The organism is Aequorivita sp. IT1183 (assembly GCF_058068265.1).
In genome coordinates, this window is sequence record NZ_JBYRHS010000004.1 from 66051 (window position 1) to 89321 (window position 23271).

The 23271-nt window shown below is 36.5% G+C and carries 15 protein-coding genes and 1 tRNA gene; 6 read left to right on the forward strand and 10 right to left on the reverse strand.

All coding sequences use genetic code 11. The features are described from left to right. Window positions 1-15: 15 nt before the first annotated feature. From AC3RVF_RS08745 to AC3RVF_RS08755, 3 genes are all read right to left on the reverse strand, one after another. Complete coding sequence (locus AC3RVF_RS08745; protein WP_489691268.1) at window positions 16-420, reverse strand: OsmC family protein; 405 nt, start codon at window positions 418-420, stop codon at window positions 16-18. A gap of 161 nt (window positions 421-581) precedes the next feature. Beyond that, entirely contained in the window at window positions 582-1169 is a 588-nt protein-coding gene (locus tag AC3RVF_RS08750; RefSeq protein WP_489691269.1) for an alpha-ketoglutarate-dependent dioxygenase AlkB, read from the reverse strand. 50 nt (window positions 1170-1219) lie between these two features. After that, window positions 1220-4348, reverse strand: a complete 3129-nt coding sequence (locus tag AC3RVF_RS08755) for a CRTAC1 family protein (RefSeq protein ID WP_489691270.1) — start codon at window positions 4346-4348, stop codon at window positions 1220-1222. Between the two features lie 193 nt (window positions 4349-4541). On the opposite strand from AC3RVF_RS08755, the gene AC3RVF_RS08760 reads away from it, so the two are divergent. Further along, the gene (locus AC3RVF_RS08760) at window positions 4542-6965 is read left to right on the forward strand and encodes a beta strand repeat-containing protein (protein WP_489693197.1); all 2424 of its coding nucleotides are present in this window, start codon (window positions 4542-4544) and stop codon (window positions 6963-6965) included. 138 nt (window positions 6966-7103) lie between these two features. Here the strand turns inward: AC3RVF_RS08760 and AC3RVF_RS08765 are convergent, their stop codons facing one another. Further along, a complete protein-coding gene (locus AC3RVF_RS08765; RefSeq protein ID WP_489693198.1) occupies window positions 7104-7772 on the reverse strand; it encodes an RluA family pseudouridine synthase in 669 nt (222 codons plus the stop codon). A gap of 10 nt (window positions 7773-7782) precedes the next feature. Beyond that, entirely contained in the window at window positions 7783-9642 is a 1860-nt protein-coding gene (locus tag AC3RVF_RS08770) for a cystathionine beta-synthase (protein ID WP_489693199.1), read from the reverse strand. 505 nt (window positions 9643-10147) lie between these two features. Here AC3RVF_RS08770 and AC3RVF_RS08775 point away from each other — a divergent pair. Next, entirely contained in the window at window positions 10148-10966 is an 819-nt protein-coding gene (locus tag AC3RVF_RS08775; RefSeq protein ID WP_489693200.1) for an ice-binding protein, read from the forward strand. A 163-nt stretch (window positions 10967-11129) separates the two neighbouring features. Here the strand turns inward: AC3RVF_RS08775 and AC3RVF_RS08780 are convergent, their stop codons facing one another. Then, the gene (locus AC3RVF_RS08780; RefSeq protein WP_489693201.1) at window positions 11130-12587 is read right to left on the reverse strand and encodes an FAD-dependent oxidoreductase; all 1458 of its coding nucleotides are present in this window, start codon (window positions 12585-12587) and stop codon (window positions 11130-11132) included. Window positions 12588-13065: 478 nt separating this feature from the next. Here AC3RVF_RS08780 and AC3RVF_RS08785 point away from each other — a divergent pair, with 478 nt between their 5' ends. Then, window positions 13066-15000: a M1 family metallopeptidase gene (locus AC3RVF_RS08785; RefSeq protein ID WP_489693202.1), complete on the forward strand. Its 1935-nt coding sequence runs from the start codon at window positions 13066-13068 to the stop codon at window positions 14998-15000. Between the two features lie 162 nt (window positions 15001-15162). On the opposite strand, the gene AC3RVF_RS08790 is transcribed toward AC3RVF_RS08785, so the two are convergent. The 3 genes from AC3RVF_RS08790 to AC3RVF_RS08800 all read right to left on the reverse strand — a co-directional run bounded on the left by AC3RVF_RS08790 (window position 15163) and on the right by AC3RVF_RS08800 (window position 19950). Continuing rightward, a complete protein-coding gene (locus AC3RVF_RS08790) occupies window positions 15163-17001 on the reverse strand; it encodes a M56 family metallopeptidase (RefSeq protein WP_489693203.1) in 1839 nt (612 codons plus the stop codon). Between the two features lie 2 nt (window positions 17002-17003). Further along, window positions 17004-17369 carry a BlaI/MecI/CopY family transcriptional regulator gene (locus AC3RVF_RS08795; RefSeq protein WP_489693204.1) on the reverse strand — a complete coding sequence of 122 codons (366 nt, stop codon included), beginning with the start codon at window positions 17367-17369 and terminating at the stop codon, window positions 17004-17006. A 121-nt stretch (window positions 17370-17490) separates the two neighbouring features. Further along, on the reverse strand, window positions 17491-19950 hold the full coding sequence (locus tag AC3RVF_RS08800; protein ID WP_489693205.1) for a hypothetical protein: 2460 nt from the start codon (window positions 19948-19950) through the stop codon (window positions 17491-17493). Window positions 19951-20148: 198 nt separating this feature from the next. On the opposite strand from AC3RVF_RS08800, the gene AC3RVF_RS08805 reads away from it, so the two are divergent. Further along, complete coding sequence (locus AC3RVF_RS08805; protein ID WP_489691280.1) at window positions 20149-20724, forward strand: PhnA domain-containing protein; 576 nt, start codon at window positions 20149-20151, stop codon at window positions 20722-20724. Between the two features lie 58 nt (window positions 20725-20782). On the opposite strand, the gene AC3RVF_RS08810 is transcribed toward AC3RVF_RS08805, so the two are convergent. Beyond that, entirely contained in the window at window positions 20783-22171 is a 1389-nt protein-coding gene (locus AC3RVF_RS08810; RefSeq protein ID WP_489691281.1) for a dipeptidase, read from the reverse strand. Between the two features lie 72 nt (window positions 22172-22243). Between AC3RVF_RS08810 and AC3RVF_RS08815 the strand changes: the two genes are divergently transcribed. Together AC3RVF_RS08815 and AC3RVF_RS08820 are read left to right on the forward strand one after the other, a co-directional pair. After that, complete coding sequence (locus AC3RVF_RS08815; protein ID WP_489691282.1) at window positions 22244-22936, forward strand: aspartyl/asparaginyl beta-hydroxylase domain-containing protein; 693 nt, start codon at window positions 22244-22246, stop codon at window positions 22934-22936. 170 nt (window positions 22937-23106) lie between these two features. Continuing rightward, a tRNA-Leu gene (locus AC3RVF_RS08820) sits at window positions 23107-23188 on the forward strand. Window positions 23189-23271 lie beyond the last annotated feature (83 nt).

Here is a 23271-nt window from a genome sequence, read left to right on the forward strand (position 1 = left end):
TTTCATCTTGGTTCTCTATTCAGAAATTTTATTTATAACACCCTCAATGGTGCAGCAGATTTTTACTGTATTATATATTGTACCAAACTTTTCAATATTTTTTTTCAGTAAATCAATATTTAAAGAATTGTCTTGACTGTAAATTTTCAATTCATAATTTATTTCGTCCATCCTTGGCGGTTTTTCGAGTCGAACAGCGTTTACTATTATCTCGGCATGCGAATACTCAAAATTCATTAATATAGAAAAACGCTCCACATTTTTAAGAATACAGGCTGACAACGATCCTAAGAATAATTCGGCTGGATTTGGTGACGTTTCAGCAGATTCTGGAGTAGTGCCAAATTTAATTTCGGAGTCTTTGATGTTTAGTGAAGCATCATTTTTGGAAACTGATTTTGCTTTAATAGAGTACTTCATAAATAAAATTGTTTTAATTATCAGATCGTGATATACGTTGAGTCAATCGAGGCTTATTATCGGTTACTGCACAAGTTACCATATTTCTACCGGCTCATTCAAAACCTATTATATAATTAGCTACGTCTTCAAATCTAAATCTGAATCGATATTGTTTAGAATTATTTAAAATTAGCATCCCTAAAAGTAATATTTATTCGTCCATTTTTATAAGCTGTATTTTGAAGTAAACTATGAGTATACCTAGATTGACAATGGGCTCCCATGACTAACAAGCTGCCGTTTGCTAAATCTAAATTATACATTTCATTACTAGCTTTATTACAGAAGCTAAACTCGCGTACTTCGCCCAAGCTAATCGACGGTAAAACGGTGTTGTAACCCGATGTTTCTTGATCGCTATGAAAAGGAGCGAAATAATTTCCGTTGGGATAATAAAGACACATTGCAAGGTCAAACTCCTTATTTAAGAATGCTTCAACTTTAGTCTTCAACTTCAGTAATGGTCCTTCCCAACTAAAGTTTTTTCCATGAATTTCTTCGGGGTGACTATTGCAGTTAATAAGTTTCTGTGTCGCAAATAAAATTTTAAAACTGTCTGTTTTAATTAATTTTCCGCCGGCCTGAATTATTAAGCGTGATTGGTCTATTTTGTATTTTTCAATTAATATGGTGTATAATTCGCTAGCTTCATCTTTACTTAAAAAATCGTTTATATAATACACTTCACTATCTATGGGTATTTTCATATTTACAATCTTGTATCTAAAGCGGCCTATTTAAACTGTTCTTTTTAATTTTATTGTTTTACAATTATACTATTAGGATAGTTAATTGAATAACTATGGTTTGCTTCTATATTGTTTAAAACCTCCTTTTCGCCATTGCTCCAGCGTATTTCAATTGATACATTTTCTGAATTCCCCAAACCTATGTGCTGTTCTTTAGGATGCACAGAAAGATAACCCGTAGTGCTATGGATTTCTCTCCAAATGCTACCATTTATAATGAAGGAAGAGCCAATGGCGTCCCTATTTATTTTGGCATTTGGGTCACCAATAAGTTTAATTTTTATCCAATTATTGCTATTTGCTGTTTTGTTCTCCAACATCGTCGCTTTCTCGTGATAGTTGTTTACAATTATATCTAAATCACCATCATCGTCATAATCAAAATAAGCACCACTGCGGGCGTTGCTGTTTAAATCTAAGGAAAACGCTTCGGCCTTATTGGTGAGCATTCCGTTTTCGTTTACAAAGAAGACATTTCGTTCCCGATCGCTTTCAGCATATTCAATAGATTTGGAATCTTCAGCGCGTTCAAAATAAAACGGATTTTCACTAGAATACACACTAAAATCGTTCATTCCATTTAGACAATACAAGTCTTCATCGCCATCATTATCAAAATCGAAAAAGTCTGCATCCCAAGACCAACCGGTGGCACCATAACCGCGGCCAATATTAGTTGAAAGGTTATACGTTAGCGATTCTTCTCCTTTAGAAGAAACAAACAGATCGTTAGCTTCAATAGTTCGAATAGTTGCCATCTTTTTTGGGTCAAATTTCATTTTGGTATCTGCATTTGGACTTACATATTTTTCATCTTTTTGCATCACCACAATATTCGAAATATAAAAATCTGGAAAGAAGTCGCCATTAAGATCGGCAATGCCTATATTCATTGTGTACGATGGTTTATCGGTGCCCAGTGTTTTACTCATATCCACAAACTTTCCTTCTGGGGTGTTGAGGTAATATTTGTTCACTCCAAAATCATTCCCAACGATAATATCCTGCAAACCGTCCTGATTAATATCTGAATGACCCACGGCTTGCGTCCAACCTGAATCTGAAAGTGTATCTGCAGCATAGGCTACTTCTTCAAACTTAAAATTCCCTAAATTTCTGAAAAGCTTATTGGCCATTCCATTTTGGTTGTCCCGTTGAATTGTGGGAAGAACTCCCGCTACATAATTACCGAAATAACCAATGTAAATATCGAGCAATCCATCATTGTCGTAATCAAAAGCGGTTGCTGGTCCGGCGACGGCGTTTTCGCCACCCAATTGCGCTTGGGCTGTCATATCTTCAAACTGAAGATCTCCCAGATTTCTGTAGATTCTGTTGGCATCGTTTACGTAGGTTATAAAAATGTCCTGTTTTCCATCATTGTCAAAATCGGCTATAATTGGTTGCCGCGCTTCGCCGAAAGAGTTTAAATCTTCATTCCAATTGTTTAGATTGGTTTTATCAGTTACATCTGTAAAAGTGCCATCTTTCGCATTGAGATATAGTTTGTTGCCAAAACCTCCTAAGAGCAAAATATCTATTGCGCCATCTTGGTTTATATCTTCGCACGCAACGCCAGAGCCTCCAAATGCTGGCGGAATGGCTAATTTAATCACGCCTTCTTCGGAAGAAGTAGTGTAGCCACGAATCAATCTATTTAGCCAGTCTGAAGATTTGTGTTCAAAATCTATTTTAGCAGCTGAATTAATTATTTCAAAACCCTGCGTGTTTTCATTTGTGCTTTTTGAAGAACTTAGTGCAACAGAAACTTCTTTTTTAGACGAATAATCGTAATTCGCGATGAGGTCTTTAACTTCAGATAAAGCGTTTTGTAAATCCTGAATATCAAGCACACTTTTTCCCGCAGATTTTGAAGTTTCACCCGCTAACCGAAGCACTAAAACCCCAAACTGCGCAATGCCTTCTACAAGCTGTTCTGCTGCATTTGGATCTAAACTTTTTAGAGTTCCTTTTTTAATGTCGTCCAGCGCGTAACCTAAAATTCTCCAATGAAAACCGCTGTCGCGAAAGGCATCCAAATCGTAAGATTCTATGGTGATAGCTTGCGCTCCGTTATTCGGAAAAAACGCTACATCTTCAAACGTATTGGTATAACTGGGCAAAAATATATTTAGTGCTTTTTGCACATCTGCAACTCGCAAAATAGCTTCATTATTTGTTTCGGAGTTTTTATCAGATTCTTGAAGTAAAGCTGCTGTAAAACCTATTAACGATTCTAAATAATAAGACCGCAATTCGTTCGAAGTTGTAAGTTCCGTAGGCCACTTCTGTCTAGCAAAATACACTTGTATGTTTCGGAGAAAAACATTTTCAGCCAATTGATTGTACTTTTCATAAGATTCAATTTTTTGCTTAATAATTTCCTTTGTCATCGCATTGTTGTCATCAGCTGCGGTGGTTTCACCTTTTGCGACGCTCGGATAATTTATTTCCTGTAAAGTGTGAATGTTTTTAGATTCATTCAATATCAATACCCAGCTATCTTTTAAACGCGTTTTGTTTATGGTAAATTCGTTGTGCTTTCGAGCGTTTATATCTGCAATTTTCAACGTTACGAGGGTAAGCAGGTTTACATAATCATTGGCAATTTGCAATGCTTCTTGATTGAATGATAATAATTCAGATTCCGAAAAATATAGCAAATCCTGTTCAACAGAAAGTAAGGAACGATACCCGTATGAAACGGAGCTGTACTGCCTAAAATCTTTTTGTTTAATAGTAATTGTACCTGTGGTGAGTTTGTATAAATAATCTCCCGAAGCATTCTTTGTATACTCTGAGAGATCGTTAATTACTGCGTGGATTTCGGAAGGTTCAATTTGGGATAAGCCTTTTCCTTGGGCCAAAATCGTTCCTTGTTGTTTTAAATAATAAATGATGCTTTTCTGAATTTCAATCTTAAAATTTCTGGCGTCTTCATTTAAAGGTGTGCCGTACATAAAATCTTCCAAACGGTTTGCTGTTGCGTAACATTTTGGATCTCGTTCCTTTTCCAATTCATATATTTTGTGAATAATATCTGAAACATTCGAAGTTACTTGGGCACGAACTAAAGTGGTAAATGCTATAAAAAATAGTAATATGAAAACAATACGCAAATAATAATTGTACTTCATTCTTTCTTGGTTAGAATTGTTTAATTGTTAAATATAGTAAAATAGAATTGTTAGCTATAAGTAAGGAGTTGATTATTAATCAATTACACTTTGCCCTATTTATCTAGGGTTTTAACGAGTAAATAAAATAGAATTATAAAAAGGAATTTGAATTATCTATCTTGACAGTAACTAACTAATCAAATTATCTTTTATGAAACGCTATCTTATATTCTTCTGGCTATTTCTATTGACGTTGCCAGTCACCGTTTTTGCACAAAATCCATTTTCCACCTTACTTGAAAATCAACCCGATTACTCTATAGATGATCAGGATGTTCAGAGTGTTGTAATTAGTTCGACAGATTCTGAAATTCAAGGTTCGTTGGGGATTGGAGTTGATATTCCAGCTAATTATAATTACGGTTTTGACACCTTCGTCTTGGCTGAAAATAATTTAAGAATCTATTTTAATGATACTAGTACTTCGGCTAGCTTTCCATTGAACGACTGGCGAATTACAATCAATGACATTAATAATGGTGGCGCTAGTTATTTCGGAATTGATGATGCTACCGCTGGTACTAATCCATTTAGGGTAATGGCAGGAGCAGGGAACAACGCGCTATTTGTAAGTGATACAGGTGGAAATGTTGGACTGGGTACTAATACTCCAGTGGTTGAACTTCATATTGCAGATGGTGACACACCAACAATGAGGCTTGAACAAAATGGAGATTCAGGATTTACACCACAAACTTGGGACATTGCAGGTAACGAATCTAACTTTTTTGTTAGAGATGTAACTAATGGAAGTAGACTTCCTTTCAGAATACAACCAGCGGCACCAACAGGTTCGCTTTCTATAGGTTCTAATGGCAATGTTGGTATTGGAATGGGTGGAACTGCTTTTCCAAATGTTAATGCCTCTATAGATTTAAATGCAACAGATAAAGGTTTGCAATTAAATAGACTTACCACCGTAGAAAGAACTGCACTGGGAACTGCTTTGGGCACTTCGGAAGTTGGTGTAATTGTTTTCGATACAGACGTTTTAAGTGTTTACACTTGGGATGGCGTAGCTTGGTCTACCGGCGGTGCAGGCGGAACGGACAATCAAGGAGCAGATGTTTTTCAATTGAGCGGTAACGACCTCGAACTTTCTTTAGAAGATGATGGCGTAGCAACACAAACCGTAGATCTTTCAGTGTTTTTAGACAATACGGACGATCAAGGAGCAGATGTTTTTCAACTTAATGGAAACGATTTAGAACTTTCTTTGGAAGATGATGGGGTAGCTACACAAACAGTAGATCTTTCAAGCTTTTTAGACAATACAGACAACCAAAACATAGCTGGTTCTGGTTTTGCGGCAAATATGTTAACCGTTGGAATTTCTGGCGGAACTTCAGAAACCATAGATCTTTCAACTTTAGACAATCCTGGAACAGACGATCAAGGAGCCGATGTTTTTCAACTTAATGGGAACGATTTAGAACTTTCTTTGGAAGATGATGGGGTAGCTACACAAACAGTAGATCTTTCAAGCTATTTAGACAATACAGATAACCAAAACATCACTGGCTCAGGCTTTGCGGCAAATATGCTAACCGTTGGAATTTCTGGTGGGACTTCAGAAATCGTAGATCTTTCATCATTGGATAATTCGGGAACAGATGATCAGCAAATATCGCTCGCAGGAAACAATCTAAACTTGGAAGATGGTGGAACAGTTAGCCTAGCAAGTTATTTAGACAATACAGATAACCAAAACATCGCTGGCTCAGGCTTTGCGGCAAATATGCTAACTGTTGGGATTTCAGGCGGATTATCGCAGACTGTGAATCTTTCAGCCTTAGATAATTCTGGAACAGATGACCAACAAATATCTCTCGCAGGAAACAACCTAAACTTAGAAGACGGTGGAACTGTTAGCCTAGCAAGCTATTTAGATAATACAGATGGCCAAAACATCGCTGGTTCAGGATTGGCAGGAAACATTTTAACTATTGGAATTTCAGGTGGAACTTCGCAAAATGTGGATCTTTCTACTTTAAACGACGTAGGTACAGATGACCAACAACTTTCGCTTGCAGGAAATACTTTAAACCTTGAAGACGGTGGCAATGTAGATCTTTCTGCCTACTTAGATAATACAGATAATCAGAGCGTTACAGAATTTTCACTAGCGGGTACTACATTAAAATTGTTGATTGAAAATACAAGTTTTGTACAAGTAGATTTGTCAACTATTTTATTGCCGTTGGAAATACAAAATGCAAACCAGCAGCAACAAATTGACGACCTTATCGCTAGAGTTGAGTTCTTAGAAGGCTGTGCTTGTACCTTAGGAGTGGAAGATGTAAACTTAAATAGGAGCGAGGCATATTTATTACAAAACGTGCCAAATCCGTTTGGCAATTCAACACAGATAGGCTATAACATTCCTTTTGCGTTTGATAAGGCTGAAATTATAGTAACAAACACCCTTGGGCAATTCATCAACAGAATTCCAATCAATAATGTAGGTGAAGGTATTTTCAACATAAATAGAGCCGGACTCAGCGCTGGAGTATTTTTATATTCGCTATACATTAATGGAAAAAGACTAGACACCAAAAGAATGATTATTGAATAAGTTCTTCGGAAATGTAAATTATAAAGAAACCTTCCAATTGGAAGGTTTCTTTATTTATAACGTTTAGTAGTTTGGCTTATAAGCTTTGTAATCGCGCGGAAACTTTTTTGAGCAGTAGAATCGTAGTTACTACTAATTTCAAACAGTTTTATATGTCCAAAATTTGTTTTTTGGCATTGGTGCTTCAAAGGTTTTCATTTCTTGAGAAGCAGCGTCTTGATAGCTTAATTTCCAGGCGTGAAGGCAAACAGACAGCGGTAAGTATTTTTGATCGGAACCATATTTTTCATCTCCATAAATGGGGAGTCCTATATTTGCTAATTGTGCTCTTATTTGATGAAATCTACCAGTTTTTGGTTTTACTTCTAATAGATAACCAAAATCGTTTTTACCTATAACTTTATAAGAAAGACTGCATTCCAAAGAGTCTTTTGATTTTGACGGAACAATATCTGCTCTTTTTTCAAGGTTATTTTTTACTAGAAAATTATGTAAGTTTTCCTTCTCTTTTAGTGGCTTATTTTTAACAATTGCGAAATACGTTTTTTGAATTTTCCGACTACTAAACAGCTCATTAAATTCAACAAGAATACTTTTTTTCTTTGCGAAAATCAACACGCCACTTGTTACGCGATCTAATCTGTGTATGATTCCAACAAATGGCTTTTGTTTATTTTTGGAAAGATGATTAAAAACCTGATCTTCAACCGTGCACTTCTCGTAAGGACTTTTTTCAGTTATCAGTCCAGCCGTTTTGTTTACAACTATGTAATCAATGTTTTCAGATACTATTTCAAGGTTCGGCATTTATTTGTTGCTAAATTTCATTCACAAATTTCAGGAACACCTTCTTATGAAGTTCAAGATCCAAATTAGGTGAAAGTGATACACGCACAATATAATCTTTATCGCCTTCTTTTGTCGTCCCTTGCGTTGAAGTCGCGGGTACCGTCCAGTAACATCCTTTTAATTGTCCGTAACTCACGCAGAATTTACTTTCATTAGGAATTTCTGTAATCATTAAATTGATTAATTTAAGATTCAACGCCCTTTTATACGTCTCTCTTTCTTCAGCCGTATTTCCTTTTGTGGGAAGATCTAACGAAAACACCGAAGGCGTAAATCCTTCATTCGCCAATTCTTCTGAAACAAAATTGATTTTTGCGGCTGGTAAAACTTCGTGGATGTAGTTTACAAATTCGCGTGTATTTTTATACGCATCAAATATCCTCTGGTTCATTGAAGGTAATTGCTTTGCTAATATTTCATATTGAAGCGCTGTTGCCTCATTATCGCAAAGATCTAAATGCATATCAATTTTATTCATCAAAGCTTCCGCCTTATCATTTGCTACACAGTAGCCCGCAGTACATTTCCCACCACTTGGGAATTTTGATCCGCTAGCGTATGAAATAGCTCTAATTGTTGAAAGTGTTTCGCCTTCACCTAAAAAGTGAAAATTTGGACAAAATGTTTGATCTAAAATAAAAACAGGTTCGATAGCAATTTCACCTTTACTCGTTTTTCGTTTTTTACTTAAAACCGATTTCAATTCTAAAAGATCTGGAACTTCAACTCTAGGGTTAGTCGGAATTTCTGCGATTATATAAGGAATAGCATCGTCGCTGGCAATTTTATCTAAAATGCTATCGATGCTTTTAACCATTTCGTTATCCCCATCTACAGGTAAATCTACTATCTCTACATTATCGAGGCACGCAGCAACACGACGTGCTTGGTCATTTGTACCGCCGTAACAATTAGGAGGAACAATAAATTTTATCGCCTTTCCTTTATGGTTTTCTAAAGCATCGTGAACGAGCCCCATCATTATAGCATACTGAATAGATAATCCGCTAGAAGCAACTAGGGGTTTTATCTTCGTGTCTGTAATCTCTTTGAGTGAATTTAAAACACTTGTTTTATTTTCCTCGTACTGATTGCTATCAGCATTTGTAGTCGCTTTCTCTAATGAAGACTGTGATACGAATAATTTTAATGCTTCAAGACTATTGGCTGGCGTCATTGCAATTGTCTCTCTTCTTCTTACGTGTTGAATATCTGAAATATAACTTTCATTTTCTTCACCGTTCACTATTAAAATGCTTCCAAGGTGCCCATGAAGACTGATGAAAAAGTCAATATTTGGAGTGAGATTAACAGTGCCAATTTCATCTTGTTGTGAAATGAAAATAGTACTGCCGTCAAATTGAGAAACATTTTTTATGTCTTCAATTTTCTTCAGCTCAAAATTATATCCATAAACTCGTTTCAGTACATCGGCGTCAAAAGATGCAGGTAATTCGCCTTTATACAGTATTTGGGTGTTTTTATTATCGAGTAAATTTGTTCTTAAAATTGCCAAAACAGGAATTGTCTTGGACGAAAAACTAATCACATTTTCTGAATGTAGCTTATTTAATTTAGCAATTCCCCATTCCAAAATGCTAGATAAAGGATGTCCTAAACGAATATAGTCGTAAGCTGTAGGTAATTTATATAGTGAAGCTGAAGTAGCGTTATCGTCATTAAATAATGCTTCAAATTGATCTAAAAATTGAGTTTTAGCTAAGCTTTCATCATAAATATCAAGCCGATGGGTTGTTAAATTCAACCAATCTGTTGGCATATTTTTTATTACTTCTTCAATATAATTTAGCATTTTATTCTCTCTCATAATTTCAACTTTTAATAGGTCTGCAAGATACATTAATTAGATTTTTTTGAAACCGGTGTCCAAGATGTTTTGTTACATTTTGGCTAACCTTTATGACTTCAATGAAATTTTCAACGATTCGTATTTTTAATGCTAATTATAGATGAAAAGCAAAAATGTTCAAAATAATATTAAACTAATTCAATCAAGCTATGTAACCAAAAATCAGATATTTATGAATACAGAATAGTATAAATACGTTTTAAGAATATCTTCAAAATACTCTAAAATAATCGCTAAAATGACCGTTTATTTCGACGAACTACAATATTTTATTCCCAAGAGTATCCCAATTGTCCTTTGAACCACTTAAATAGTCGTAGGTTTGATCCTATAAAATACATAGTGACATATAATTAACTATATCATTAAAATTACTTTTAGATATAATGATTGTATCCATTACAATATTCAAACCTTAACCATTCCCTCGTGATAATTAAGTCACGAAAAATAAAACCTAATTATGAAACTTAAAATTATATTACCAGCCTTAGCATTAGTATTTGTTGGATTTTTGGCCAGCTGCGAACAGAGTGAAATGAGTGACAGTGCCGCTGATTTGAACGCGATTGTAGAAAGCACCGCAGATCTACCAAATAATTCTTCGGATAAAATACCGGACAGTAAAAAAACATTAAAAGTAGTAAACCTTGGCGTTGCAGGTAATTTTGCAATTCTAACAAAAACAGGAATAACGAGTGTCTATAAATCTGCTATTACTGGCGATATAGGTACAAGCCCAATTACTGGTGCTGCTATGGTTTTAGCCTGCGACGAAGTGACCGGGAATGTATATTCTGTAGATGCTGCAGGTCCAGCTTGTAAAACTACAAGCGCAAGTATGTTAACAACGGCAATAAGTAATATGCAAACTGCATATACTGACGCTGCCGGACGTACTACTCCAGATTTTGTAAACTTAGGCGCCGGAAATATTGGTGGTGAAACACTAACGGCCGGACTTTATAAATTTACAAGTTCTGTAGTTATCCCAACAGATATTGCACTTGCAGGTGGACCGAACGATGTTTGGATATTTCAAATTGCTGGAAATCTTGATATGAGTTCTGCCGTAAACGTTACCTTGAAAGGTGGTGCACAAGCTAAAAATATTTTCTGGCAAGTTGCTGGGGAAGTTACTTTTGGAACAACTAGCCATTTTGAAGGAAACGTATTAGGACAGACAGGAATTCATTTAAGAACGGGTTCTTCAATAAACGGAAGATTATTGGCTCAAACTGCGGCAACGCTTCAAAAGAGTACGGTTACCCAACCACAATAAATTAATATGTATTGAAATTTAAGTTGAAATAACAACTGCAAAGTCAGTTAATTTCAGTGCTGTTTTTAAATTTAGAAAAAGGATTTGGTCCAAAAACCAGATCCTTTTTTTATATAAAAATGTTCCATCCAAAACTTTCGCCTAAGTACGTAGCCTAAAGTTTTTATGCTGTTGTATTCTTTCTTTTTAAACATCTTCCTCTTGGCTCATCACCCTCGTGAAGCACAATATCGGAATGTAAAAAGGCTGCTGCAGCGGCGGAATCTTTTACTTTGGAAGCACTGCGTTCTAGCATTTCTGATTCAAAGGCAGTTAATACACTTTCCCTAACTCCAACTTCCCTCCATTGCGATAAGGGTCTACATCCTTGTGAAATACCACGAGCCAGCGCCAGCGCATCCAACAACGCCTGATTCGCACCTTGACCTTTAAACGGACTCATAGGGTGAGCCGCATCTCCAATTAATGTTATTGGGCCAACTTGTTCCAACATTTCTGAATTTAATAATTCTCGATCATATACGGGATAACCAGAAATCTGAGCTTCTGGGGTCGCCGCTAAAATCTGAGGAATTGGATCGTGCCATTTCGTTCTTTTACACGCTTCTTTTTTGAGTGCTTTAGTGCCATAATTACTCAAGGCTTTTGCTTCTTCTTCCGGCATTGGAAAACTTAGTTGCCACATAACCGAATCTGACGAAAATGGCATTACATAAATCCGTTCATTACCATTGGCGGTTTGAAATACAGTGGCCGAGTCTAATAAAGAATTATCTAAATCTTCAAGCGCATCTAAACTACATATACCCAATATTACAATGCAGTCTAAGTAACGTAATGGCGTTACATCTTCGCCAATTAGCAAGTTACGCACAACACTTCGAATACCATCTGCACCAACTACAAGATCTGCCTTGACGCTTTTCATCTGCCCGTCCACTTGAAAATTCAGATTAACAGTTTCGTCTTTACTTTCTTTAAAATCTATTAATTCGTGCCCCCACTGCACCGCATAATTTCCACCTAATTGCTTCAGCAGTGCTAAGCGTAAAGCCTGTCGTGCAATATGTACATTTGTGCGTTTCGGAGCCATTTTTTCATCTTCAGGCGTCCATTTCCGCATACCCCATTCACCAATCACTTTTCCGTCTGTAGTATGAACAACGTGTCTTGTTGAAATAACCCCTTCTTCTAATGAGAAAATTCCAAATCCTTCAATCGCTTTACTAGCTTGTTGCAAAGTAAGTCCATAACCTTGAGAACGAGTATTGAAACCACTATCGCGTTCATAAAGAGTGAAAGGAATGCCTCGGTGCAAACAGGCCACAGCAAGTGCCACACCGCCAATACCGCCACCAATAATAGCAACGTGCGGGTAATTTTCTTTATCTGCTACGGGATGGTTAGCAGATTGCACCAACCCAGATCCAGAACAATTTAAACATGAATTTAAGTGACCTTTAGGACGAACAGGAGGCGTTCCTTCGCCATTTGTTTTTTCAAATTGAATTAATGCATTTTGGTAGGCGAGTCGCATTTTCTTGCGAATTCTCTGGCTTTTTTTGCCGCGTCCATGACATTCTGGACAGGTACTCCAGCTGGTCTTTTCGTTGTTCTTCATTTTTAATTCTTCTTCATTTAACGTATTGTATAAAGAGATAAGGCGTTAATAAGAATAAATTTCACATATATTACAAATCAATTGTATTTCGTTTTTTCTTAATTTTCCTATCTCAAAATAATATTTTTCCGACGCCGTAAAGATACAATTGCACTTCGATTTATGGGTAGATTGCACATTTCTTGTAGCTTTTTATAAACTAAAGTTTTTCCAGGCAATGATGTTTTACCGATTATTAAAATTGTAATTATTCTTAAATTTTAGGACTTTCCCATTCGTAATGCTGTCTACACACGAGCATAAAAGTATGCGTTTATCAAATTTTTCTAGTTAACCGATTTCATTTTTATTCATTAAGTCTTGGCTGAAAAGCTTTTCATTTAGCTTCAATCTATTTTAGACTCTGTAGTACTTTCTTTAACACCAATTTCAAATTGCATTTAGTACATTAGCTCACTATTTTTAAAATTATATTCTAATGAAATATTTCGCTTACGGAGTTTTTATCACGCTGCTTTTATCCACATTTTCTTTCACGCTAACCGCACAGGAAGTAAAACAAAGCAATCAGCAACTATTTGATAATTTCAGTTACAGACAGGGTAATGTGTATCGTTCTGCATCTGGAAAACCTGGACCAGAATACTGGCAGAATTCAGCCGATTATAGTTTGGAAGCAACACTGGACGACAAAAACCACACGGTTTCTGGTAACGTAACTATTCAGTACACAAATAACAGCCCCGAAACATTAGATTTTATATGGATTTATTTGGAACAAAATCGGTTTACCGAAAATTCACGAGGCACGCTAACCACCGCAGTACAAGGCGGTAGATACAGTGGCGACGTGGAAGGCGGTTTGGAATTGAAAAATGTTTCAGCTAAAACAACAACCGGTACTTCTTCAAAATATTTAATTACAGATACCCGTATGCAACTTTGGCTGGATAAGCCTTTGGCCGCAAAAGGAGGGAAGGTTGAAATAAAAATGGATTTTAAATTTAAAGTTCCTGTAGAAGGTATGGACCGAATGGGGCGTTTGGAAGTTAAGGACGGCACTATTTACGCTTTAGCACAATGGTATCCGCGAGTGGCAGTTTTTGATGATGTTGTAGGTTGGAATACTGATCCGTATTTAGGGGCAGGTGAGTTTTATTGCGAGTACGGCAATTATGATGTAAAAATTACTGCGCCAGCTAATCAAACCGTTGTTTGTTCTGGCGTGTTGCAAAACCCAAAAGAGGTGCTTACAAAAGAGCAACTTGATAGATGGTCTAAAGCAGAAAAAAGTGACGAAACCGTTTATATTATAAAACCAGATGAGGTGGGAAAACCCATTGCACACGCCAAAAATAGCGGTACACTCACTTGGCATTTTAAAATGGAAAATACACGCGATGTAGCTTGGGCTGCTTCAACTGCTTTTATTTGGGATGCTGCCCGAATGAATCTTGGCGAAGGCAAATCAGGGTTGGCACAATCTGTATATCCAAATGAAAGTGATGGCAAAAAAGCATGGACGCGATCTACCGAATTTTCAAAAGCTTCTATAGAATTTTACTCAAATAACTATTTTCCGTATCCGTACCAAAATGCAATAAACGTTGCGGCAAGCGTTGGCGGCATGGAATATCCTGGGGTTAGTTTTTGCCACTATAAAAGTGTCGATGAAGATTTGTGGGGCGTTACAGATCACGAATTTGGACACAACTGGTTCCCGATGATTGTTGGTAGTAACGAACGCCGTTACCCTTGGATGGACGAAGGTTTTAATATATTTATAAATCATTATAGCACCGCCGCTTTTAATAATGGCGAATTCCCCACACGTTCAGACAGTCCAAAAAATTTAGTGGGCTATTTAACTTCCGAAAATCGCGAAGGCATAGACACTTATCCTGATGTGGCGAACGCCAGAAACCTAGCCTACACAGCTTATTATAAACCAGCCGCTGGGCTCTTCTTGCTTCGCGAATATATAATAGGGCACGAGCGTTTTGACAATGCTTTTAAAAGCTATATTAAAACGTGGGCGTACAAACATCCACAACCAAACGACTTTTTTAACCATATGGAAAATGTGGTAGGCGAAGACTTATCGTGGTTTTGGAAAGGATGGTTTTATGGCAACGGCAATATAGATTTAGGTATTTCTGAAGTGAAGAAGTTTCAAGGAAACTATTTAATTACGGTGGAAAATACGGGACAAGTTCCAATGCCAGTGCAACTCCAAGTTATTTATGCCGACAATTCAAAAGAGGAGATTTTACTTCCGGTAGAAATTTGGCAACGCGGCAATAGCTGGTCACATTTATTAAAAACTACAAAAGATGTAAAACGCGTGATTTTAGACCCAAATAAAATCTTGCCCGATGTGAATGTTTTAAATGATGCTTGGAATAGAATCTAAAAGATTAAAAGTTTAAAAAAAGACGCCTCTAAACTTTAAAGTTTAGAGGCGTCTTTTTTTTGTCTGTTCGAGCCCTTCGGCTTCGCTCAGGATAAACTAAAGACTAGAATTCCTGCAAGGTGTAATTGCGAGGCACGAAGCAATCACCTTGTAGGTATTTATTTAGCACCCACCTATAATTACCTTCGGATATTGGCTTACATCAATAGTCGCTTCCTCGCTTTTTTGAACCATTATAATTGCTTCTTCGGCACTGTACTTATGCGGGCCAATGTAGAAAGTGGCTCCTCTTTTTGCCAGTTCCTTTACGTATTCAACTGGGTTTGAATTTGGCGGTGGCGGAGCTTGAGCTGCCGTATATAAATTTCCATTTTCTACTGAAGGAACTTTTGGAGCTGGTGGAGGTGGGGGAGGCGGAATATTGCTGTCCTCTCCTTTCTTAACTATTGGAGCAGGCGGTGGCGGCGGAATACACTCTGGAAAAGATTGTGCATTTGCTTTTTGTGCATCTGTCATTTTTCGATAGATATTTTCCAAACGCTCTAAATCTTTCTTTTTAATAATGCGTTTTTCAATATCCACTGCGTTGTATTTTATTGCCAGTTCGTTGTATTCGGCGAGTTCGGCTTCGGTGGCTTTTTGTTGAATTATTTCCCCAGTGTTTTCGTTTCTTTCCTCAGGTTCACCAACTTGAACTGACCAAGGATTGTTTTTATCATTTTTCACATTAGCGCTTGTAATAGTTTTAAATTTTTCACGCTCTATTGAACGCTCTTGATACAATACTTCTGCTTCCTCAGCGGTTTTTCCTGATAGGGAATTCACTATAAAATTTGTATCCAAATTTGCATCTTCCATGTTTTTTAAGTGATATATACTTAAGTTTCTATAATTGCTAGCTTGGAGTATTTCTATGATGTTTTCAGCTAAATCATTATCTTTTTCATCATATAGTCCTACATTGGCAGATAGATATCTTTGCTTTTGCTCAGCTGTTAAATGTGTATTTCGTTTGTTGATTTCGGTTTTAAGATCTTCAAGTTTAACAGGAATTCCGTTTAAAGTTAGTTTTGTGTTGTGGTCAATTACAATCTTAATATCTTCAATGGTGTCGCTTGCAAAAACGGCGCTTTTTTCAGCTTGTTCTATTAAAACTTCTTTGGTGCTAAACCCGTAAATTAATACAGCTAGCAGTGGCAACAGTAAAATACTGCGAAACCAAATGGCTCTTTTTGAGGTGTGTGTTTTCATAACTGTAAATCGTTTTTTGATAGATGAATAATTGATTGAATGTGCCAACGATGGCGTATAAGCATTTGATGAGAATGCCAGTAATATTTTTTGATAGTTTGAAGTTTGCGCACCCGCTTTTAATACGGCACGGTCTGCTAAAAATTCGTGGTTTAGTTTAATGCTTCTTTTAATGAAATAAAACAGCGGATTAAACCAAAATACTATCTGTAAAAGTTCAACCGCAATTACATCTAAACTGTGTTTTTGGCGTGCATGAGTTTCTTCGTGAAGCATTACTTCTGCAGGAATATCCTGGTTTTCAAATTGTATTTTGTTCAGAAATATATAGCTAAAAAATGTATGTGGAATTACTTTTTCATTTAAAAGAATATTGATGAAACGCGTGTTTTTGTACTTCGGATTCTTCCGAATTTTTTGAATTAAACTGAAAAGATTTCTGAAAAATTTCACACTAAAAAATAAAACTCCCAACCCGTAAATCGCCCAAATAACATACGGCCAATAATTGATGGTTTGTTCAGCTTGCGTAAAAATAATTTGTGGCGCTGCTTCCGAAGAAATTTGAACAACCGGTGAAGCTTCAACGTAGCTTGTAAAAGTGATGAGCGGAATTAAAAAAGAAGCCAATAAACTTCCCGATAAATAAAAACGCTTAAAATTATGAATGGAAGTATTTTCCAAAAACAGCTTGTAAAAAGCGAAGAACAGTGCGAGGCAAGCGGCAGATTTTAAAAAATAGAGTTCCATAATTACTTTTTTTGAATTTCGGAATCGATTAAAGTTTTTAATTCTTCCAATTCTTTTTTTGAAAGATTGGTTTCTTCAGTAAAGAATGAAGCAAATTGCGACGGGCTGTTATTAAAGAAATTTTTAATCAACCCATTTACGTGTTTCGAAAAATAATCCTTCTTTTTCACCAACGGAAAGTACTCGCGCGATCGCCCAATTTGAACGTAATCTACAAAATTTTTGTCCTGCATCCGTTTTAAAAGCGTAGCAACTGTAGTGGTTGCAGGCTTTGGCTCTGGATAGGCTTCAACTAAATCTTTCATAATAGCGCGTTCCTTTTTCCAGAGGAGTTGCATTAATTGTTCTTCGGAATTTGATAGTGCCATTTAAGTAAAATTTGAATTAACTCTACAAACGTAGAATAAATATTTCAATTCTACAAACGTAGAGTAAGAAATTTTATGGCTCGGTTTACTGAAAAGCGCTGCTTGTTTTTGGAATCTTTCTTTAATCAGAGGTATTGGGAAGCATTGTAACGGTTTTTTCTTCCGAAATAAAACTGCCGTCATTCGCTGTGCCTTCCAAAAACAATTTAAAATGTTCAGTTTTTGGTTTAGCCATTGTAAACTGAATATTGCCATCGGTGTCCAATTTAAGGTTCGGAAACCAATCTATGACACCAAAATTCTTATAAAAATTACTATTATAAGTAGAGTATGTTGGGGTATAGAATTTTTTAGGACTGCTGAAAGTCAAAGGGACAGGAATACTCTGAGAAACATTTCTTTGCATTTTACTTTGGGCTTTTAGCGGATCGGTAAAAATCTTTATTACGCCTTGAGCTCCCAATCCTCCTTCACTTGTTCCTGATTTATCAATCGTAATATAATCTATGTTATCCATGGAATATCTGAACAACATATCGGTATTAGTAAGTGGAATGTTATCTAAATAAACCGTAACGGGCTTGACTTTTATACTGGTGTTGGTGGTGCCGTTTAAGGTTCCTTTTGTGGTAATTGTCTCTCCCTGACCAAATGTAACTGGACGTGGATTGAGTATTAAAAGTTGCCCCATTGTTTCATAAACTTTGAATCCCTGAGTTCTGATATAGTCACCAAAGAAGAAAAACGATTTTCGTATTTGATCGTCTATTACTTTCACTTTTCCAAAGGCACTTATTGCTAATTTGTCTTCCCGCGATATAACCTTATCGGCTTTTACAATCACTTCGTCCAATTCTTCGGCTTTGGACCAACTGCTTTGGAGAATTTCTTGGCCCGAATGAAAATAATAGGAAGATTTCTCGTTTTGCAGCGCAATGTTTTCAACTCTATTTAAATCTGGAATTCGCGATGGCGAAAACATTAAATATAAATTTGGTCTGTCAATCCCATTACTCTTTTTTACCTCGCTAAATTGAATTTCTTCATACTCCATTGGGTAGAGACCGACGGCACCAAAATCCTTGTCATCCTTATCTAAATCAAACAATTCCATTTCGTTATTTTCGGTGGCGTACATCATATATTCGGATCCGTTTTTGCCGTTTACATTTGCTCTAAACTCAATGCCGTTCTCGTATTTGTACAGCGTTATTGGCGGATTGTTAAAAATGGTATTCCAATCATAGCTGCTCCATCCTTGGGTTAAAAGCAGATTGTCCAACTCAAATTTTTTCTTTCTATTTATTTCGGTAAAATAATAGCTTGCATTTTCAACCTTACTTTTTATATAGGGCTGTAAATATGTAGCCGAAATAATATTATTATTTGGATTGTAAGATTTTGTTTCTTCCGGAAGCACCGAAACACTGAAGTTATTCGCCTTCGAAGCCTCACTATTTTTTATAGGAATTGTTACCGTAATAGAATCTCTTGAGTTCGAAATTTGATGGTTTCCGCTGGCTAATAATTTAATCCCGTCGTATTTAAAGAATAAGCGTTCCAGCACTGGCTGGTTGTTTTCGTCAAAAAGTGTGAAAATATTAATCCCCGGATTTAAATCTTCATACTTTATCATTTTGAAAACTTCGGGAGAATTTTCAAAGGAAACTTCAGTTGTTTTTAGGAAACTTCCATTGTGGATTGCCAGCGTAAATATTTTATTCTTTATTTCAGAAATGGTGTTTTTATTTGTTCTGAAGGAAAGGGCAACCTTATTTTCCAAATCGTTCATTGTTAAAGCAATTCCTTTATTTTCAGCTTTTTCTAGTGGAAACGTTTGTTCGGTTCCGTTAAAATTTAAAACTACTTTATAAGTGTCGGTTTCATTGGGAGTAAAGGTGAATTTCCCAATTCCGAAGCGATTGGTTTTGAAATCGATAAGTGGCTTATTTGCAACGTCTACAACTTGCCCATAAATATTTGGCACTCCAAAACCCAAGCTGTCTTTTACAATTACGCCAACTGAATTTTTAGTATTTGCTACAAAATGTCCGCCTTCCGGTAAAAATTGCGCATCAAAAGTGGAGGTGATAACTTGAGCGTTTTTGGGCTTTTCTATTTCAGAATCTATAATTTTTATGGTTTGAGAGTAATAATTCTGCTCGTCAAAATTGCGCATCCAATTGGTGTAAACCTTAAAAATATATTGTCCCGAAGTAAAAAGGCTATCTATTTGAAACGAGCCATTTGCAACGCCATTGCTAGCCAAAATCATTTCGCTTTTTATAATTTTATTGTTTTCATCAGAAATTGTACAGTAAACGTTTGTAACAGTTGTGGAGGGTTTCTTACTGCTTTTATCAAAAAAGTAAGTTGTAAAACCCATAATCTCTCCTTTTAAAAAAACGGTTTTGTTGAGGTGGGCGTAACTTATTTCGCGCGGCAATTCGCTGTATGTTTTATAGGAAGAAATTAGCGTTTCCAATTCCTTATTGTTCTGACCGAAAGCTGAAAAAGAGACGATTGCAATAAAAATAGTATTGATTAAAAATAAGGCGAGTGAGGTGGTTTTTGATTTCATAATAAGAAAATTATATGCGCTGAAACTTTATAAAGGTATGAATTATGAGTCACAAAATGTATTTCAACAAAACGTGCAAAAATCAGCTGTTCTTGAAACCTCAAAGCTTTTTAGAACCTTTGAGGTCTATTTCGACCTTTCGGTTATCTTTGCCTCCAAATTCTCCATAGCCTTGGCACTGGAATAAATATTTGAAAGATGAATTCAGAAAAAGAACTACAAAAGCGAAGCGATAATAAATGTGAACTTTGCGGAAACGAAGAAAATCTTAATGTTTTTGAAGTGTCAGACTCGCCAACAGATGTAGCTGAGGTTAACATTTTAATTTGCAACACGTGTAAGGAGCAAATTGAAGACCCAGAAAAAGTAGAGCCGAATCACTGGCGTTGCTTAAATGACAGCATGTGGAGCACAGTTCCTGCCGTGCAAGTTATGGCTTGGCGTATGCTAAACCATTTGAAAGCTGAAGGTTGGCCACAAGACTTGCTAGATATGATGTATCTGGAAGATGAAACCAAAGAGTGGGCAAAAGCTGGTGTAGCTGAAGCAAAAGCCGATGCGATTATTCACCGCGATAGTAATGGCGTTATCTTGGAAACTGGAGATTCTGTGGTGCTTATAAAAGACTTAAAAGTGAAAGGTAGCAGTATGGTTGCAAAACAAGGCACTGCAGTTCGAAGAATTTCCTTAGATCACGAAAACGAAAAATACATTGAAGGCAAAGTAGATGGGCAGCAAATAGTGATTATTACAGATTTCGTGAAGAAACTATAATTATGTCAGTTCGAGCGCAGTCGAGAACTAAAACTCCCGCCTGCACTCGATACTACATTTACTTACTCATTTCCGTAAAAAAATGATAAAACTGCGGGATGGTTTCAATTCCTTTTAAATAATTCCAAATCCCGAAATGTTCGTTGGGGGAGTGGATGGCGTCGCTATCCAATCCGAAGCCCATTAAAATGGTTTTGCTTTTCAGTTCTTTTTCAAACAAAGCTACAATCGGAATACTTCCGCCACTGCGTTGTGGAATTGGCGTCTTTCCGAAGGTTTCTTCGTATGCCTTTTCAGCTGCTTTGTAACCTAAACTATCAATTGGTGTAACATAAGCTTGTCCGCCGTGATGCGGCTTCACTTTTACAGTAACGCCTTTTGGAGCAATACTTTCGAAGTGATTTTTGAAAAGCTCAGTGATTTTTCTCCAATCTTGATCTGGCACCAAACGCATACTTATTTTTGCAAAAGCGCTACTGGCAATAACAGTTTTAGCGCCTTCGCCAATGTAGCCACCCCAAATACCGTTTACATCTAAAGTAGGGCGAATGGAATTGCGTTCGTTGGTTGAGTAGCCTTTTTCTCCATAAACTGAATTAATACCTATTGATTTTTCATAATTTTCAAGATTGAAAGGAGCCTCCGCCATTTTCGCACGTTCTTCCTTTGAAAGATTTTCTACATCGTCATAAAATCCTGGAATGGTAATATGATTGTCTTCATCGTGAAGAGACGCAATCATCTTAGTTAAAATATTTATCGGGTTTGCAACTGCGCCGCCGTATAGACCACTGTGCAGATCTCTATTTGGGCCCGTTACTTCAACTTCCACATAACTCAAACCACGAAGTCCGGTTGTTATTGAAGGCGTATCGGGGGCAATCATTCCTGTATCGCTAATTAATATAACGTCGTTAGCTAGTTTTTCGCGGTTTCTGGATACAAACCATTCTAAGCTACTGCTGCCAACTTCTTCTTCCCCTTCAATCATAAATTTTACGTTGCAGGGTAATTGATCGGTCTGAGTCATATATTCCAACGCTTTCACGTGCATATACATTTGGCCTTTATCGTCGCAACTTCCGCGGGCAAAAATGGCGCCTTCGGGATGTAGTTCTGTTTTTTTAATAACTGGCTCAAACGGTGGGCTATTCCATAAATCTAACGGATCTGGCGGTTGCACATCGTAATGCCCATAAACCAAAATGGTGGGTAACTTTTCATCGATCATCTTTTCGCCGTAAACAATTGGATAACCTGGCGTTTCGCAGATTTCTACGCTATCGCAGCCAGCTTTTTCAAGTTGGGTTTTTACAGCTTCAGCTGTTTTTAAAACATCTTTTTTATAGGCAGAATCTGCGCTGATGGAAGGTATTTTCAACAGTTCAACTAGTTCGTCTATAAAACGTTCTTTGTTTTTTTCAATATAAGGTTTTGCACTTTTCATTATAAATAATAATTTTTTCTAAAAGTACTAAAAATGCAGTAATTTGTAGGCTGAACCAAAGATTTCATTTTTATGGAAAACGCTTTTTTAAAATTAAATTTTCACTTTTCGGAAGAAAAACTGCAGAAAGATTTGGAGGTCTGTAAAGATTATAATTTCAACTTGCATTATAACAAAAATGACTTTAGTGGTCAGTGGACTTCAATTGCATTACGTTCGCAGGATGGCGAAATGGACAATAATTTTGCATTCTCCATAGATGGAGAAAAATTTAATAATACAATACTGCTTCAAAAATGCGCATATTTTAATGAAATAATCGATTCGTTTAAATGTGAAAAAGAATCAATTAGACTCTTAAATCTTAAATCTGGCAGTATTATTAAGGAGCATACCGATGATAATTTGAGTTATGAAGACGGAAATTTCAGAATTCATATTCCCTTAGTTACCAATAATGGGGTGCGCTTTTTAATAAATGGTGAACAGGTGAAAATGTTGCCTGGAGAATGTTGGTACGGCAATTATAATTTATCGCACAGTGTGCGCAATGATGGGGAAACCGACCGTTTTCATTTAGTTATGGACTGTTTGCGCAATGATTGGTCGGATGCATTATTTTTGGACTGTGGCTACAATTTTGATTTGGAAGGCGCTAAACCAGAATACTCCCGCGAAACGAAATTGCAAATGATCGAACAGCTAAAATTGATGGAAACCGAAACTTCCCGAGCGATGATTTTAGACTTACAAAAGGAGCTTTAATGGTATTTGAAAAAGAAATTATTGCTTTGGAAATAATTCGATAAAAAATTTAGGATAAGTTGACAATCATTTGGAAGTATTTTTTATATTTGCACCCGCCGAAGCAAGTTTTGAAAAAGACGGGCAGGCTTCTTTTACAATATATCCTAAGTGTTGTAAAAAATTTTAATGCAGGCGTGGTGGAATTGGTAGACACGCTAGACTTAGGATCTAGTGCCGCAAGGTGTGAGAGTTCGAGTCTCTCCGCCTGTACAAAAGTAGAAAGCTCTTCAGAAATGAGGGGCTTTTTTTGTTTTAAAAGGGTTCGTTTAAAGGCTCTTCAGAATTAGCGGGCT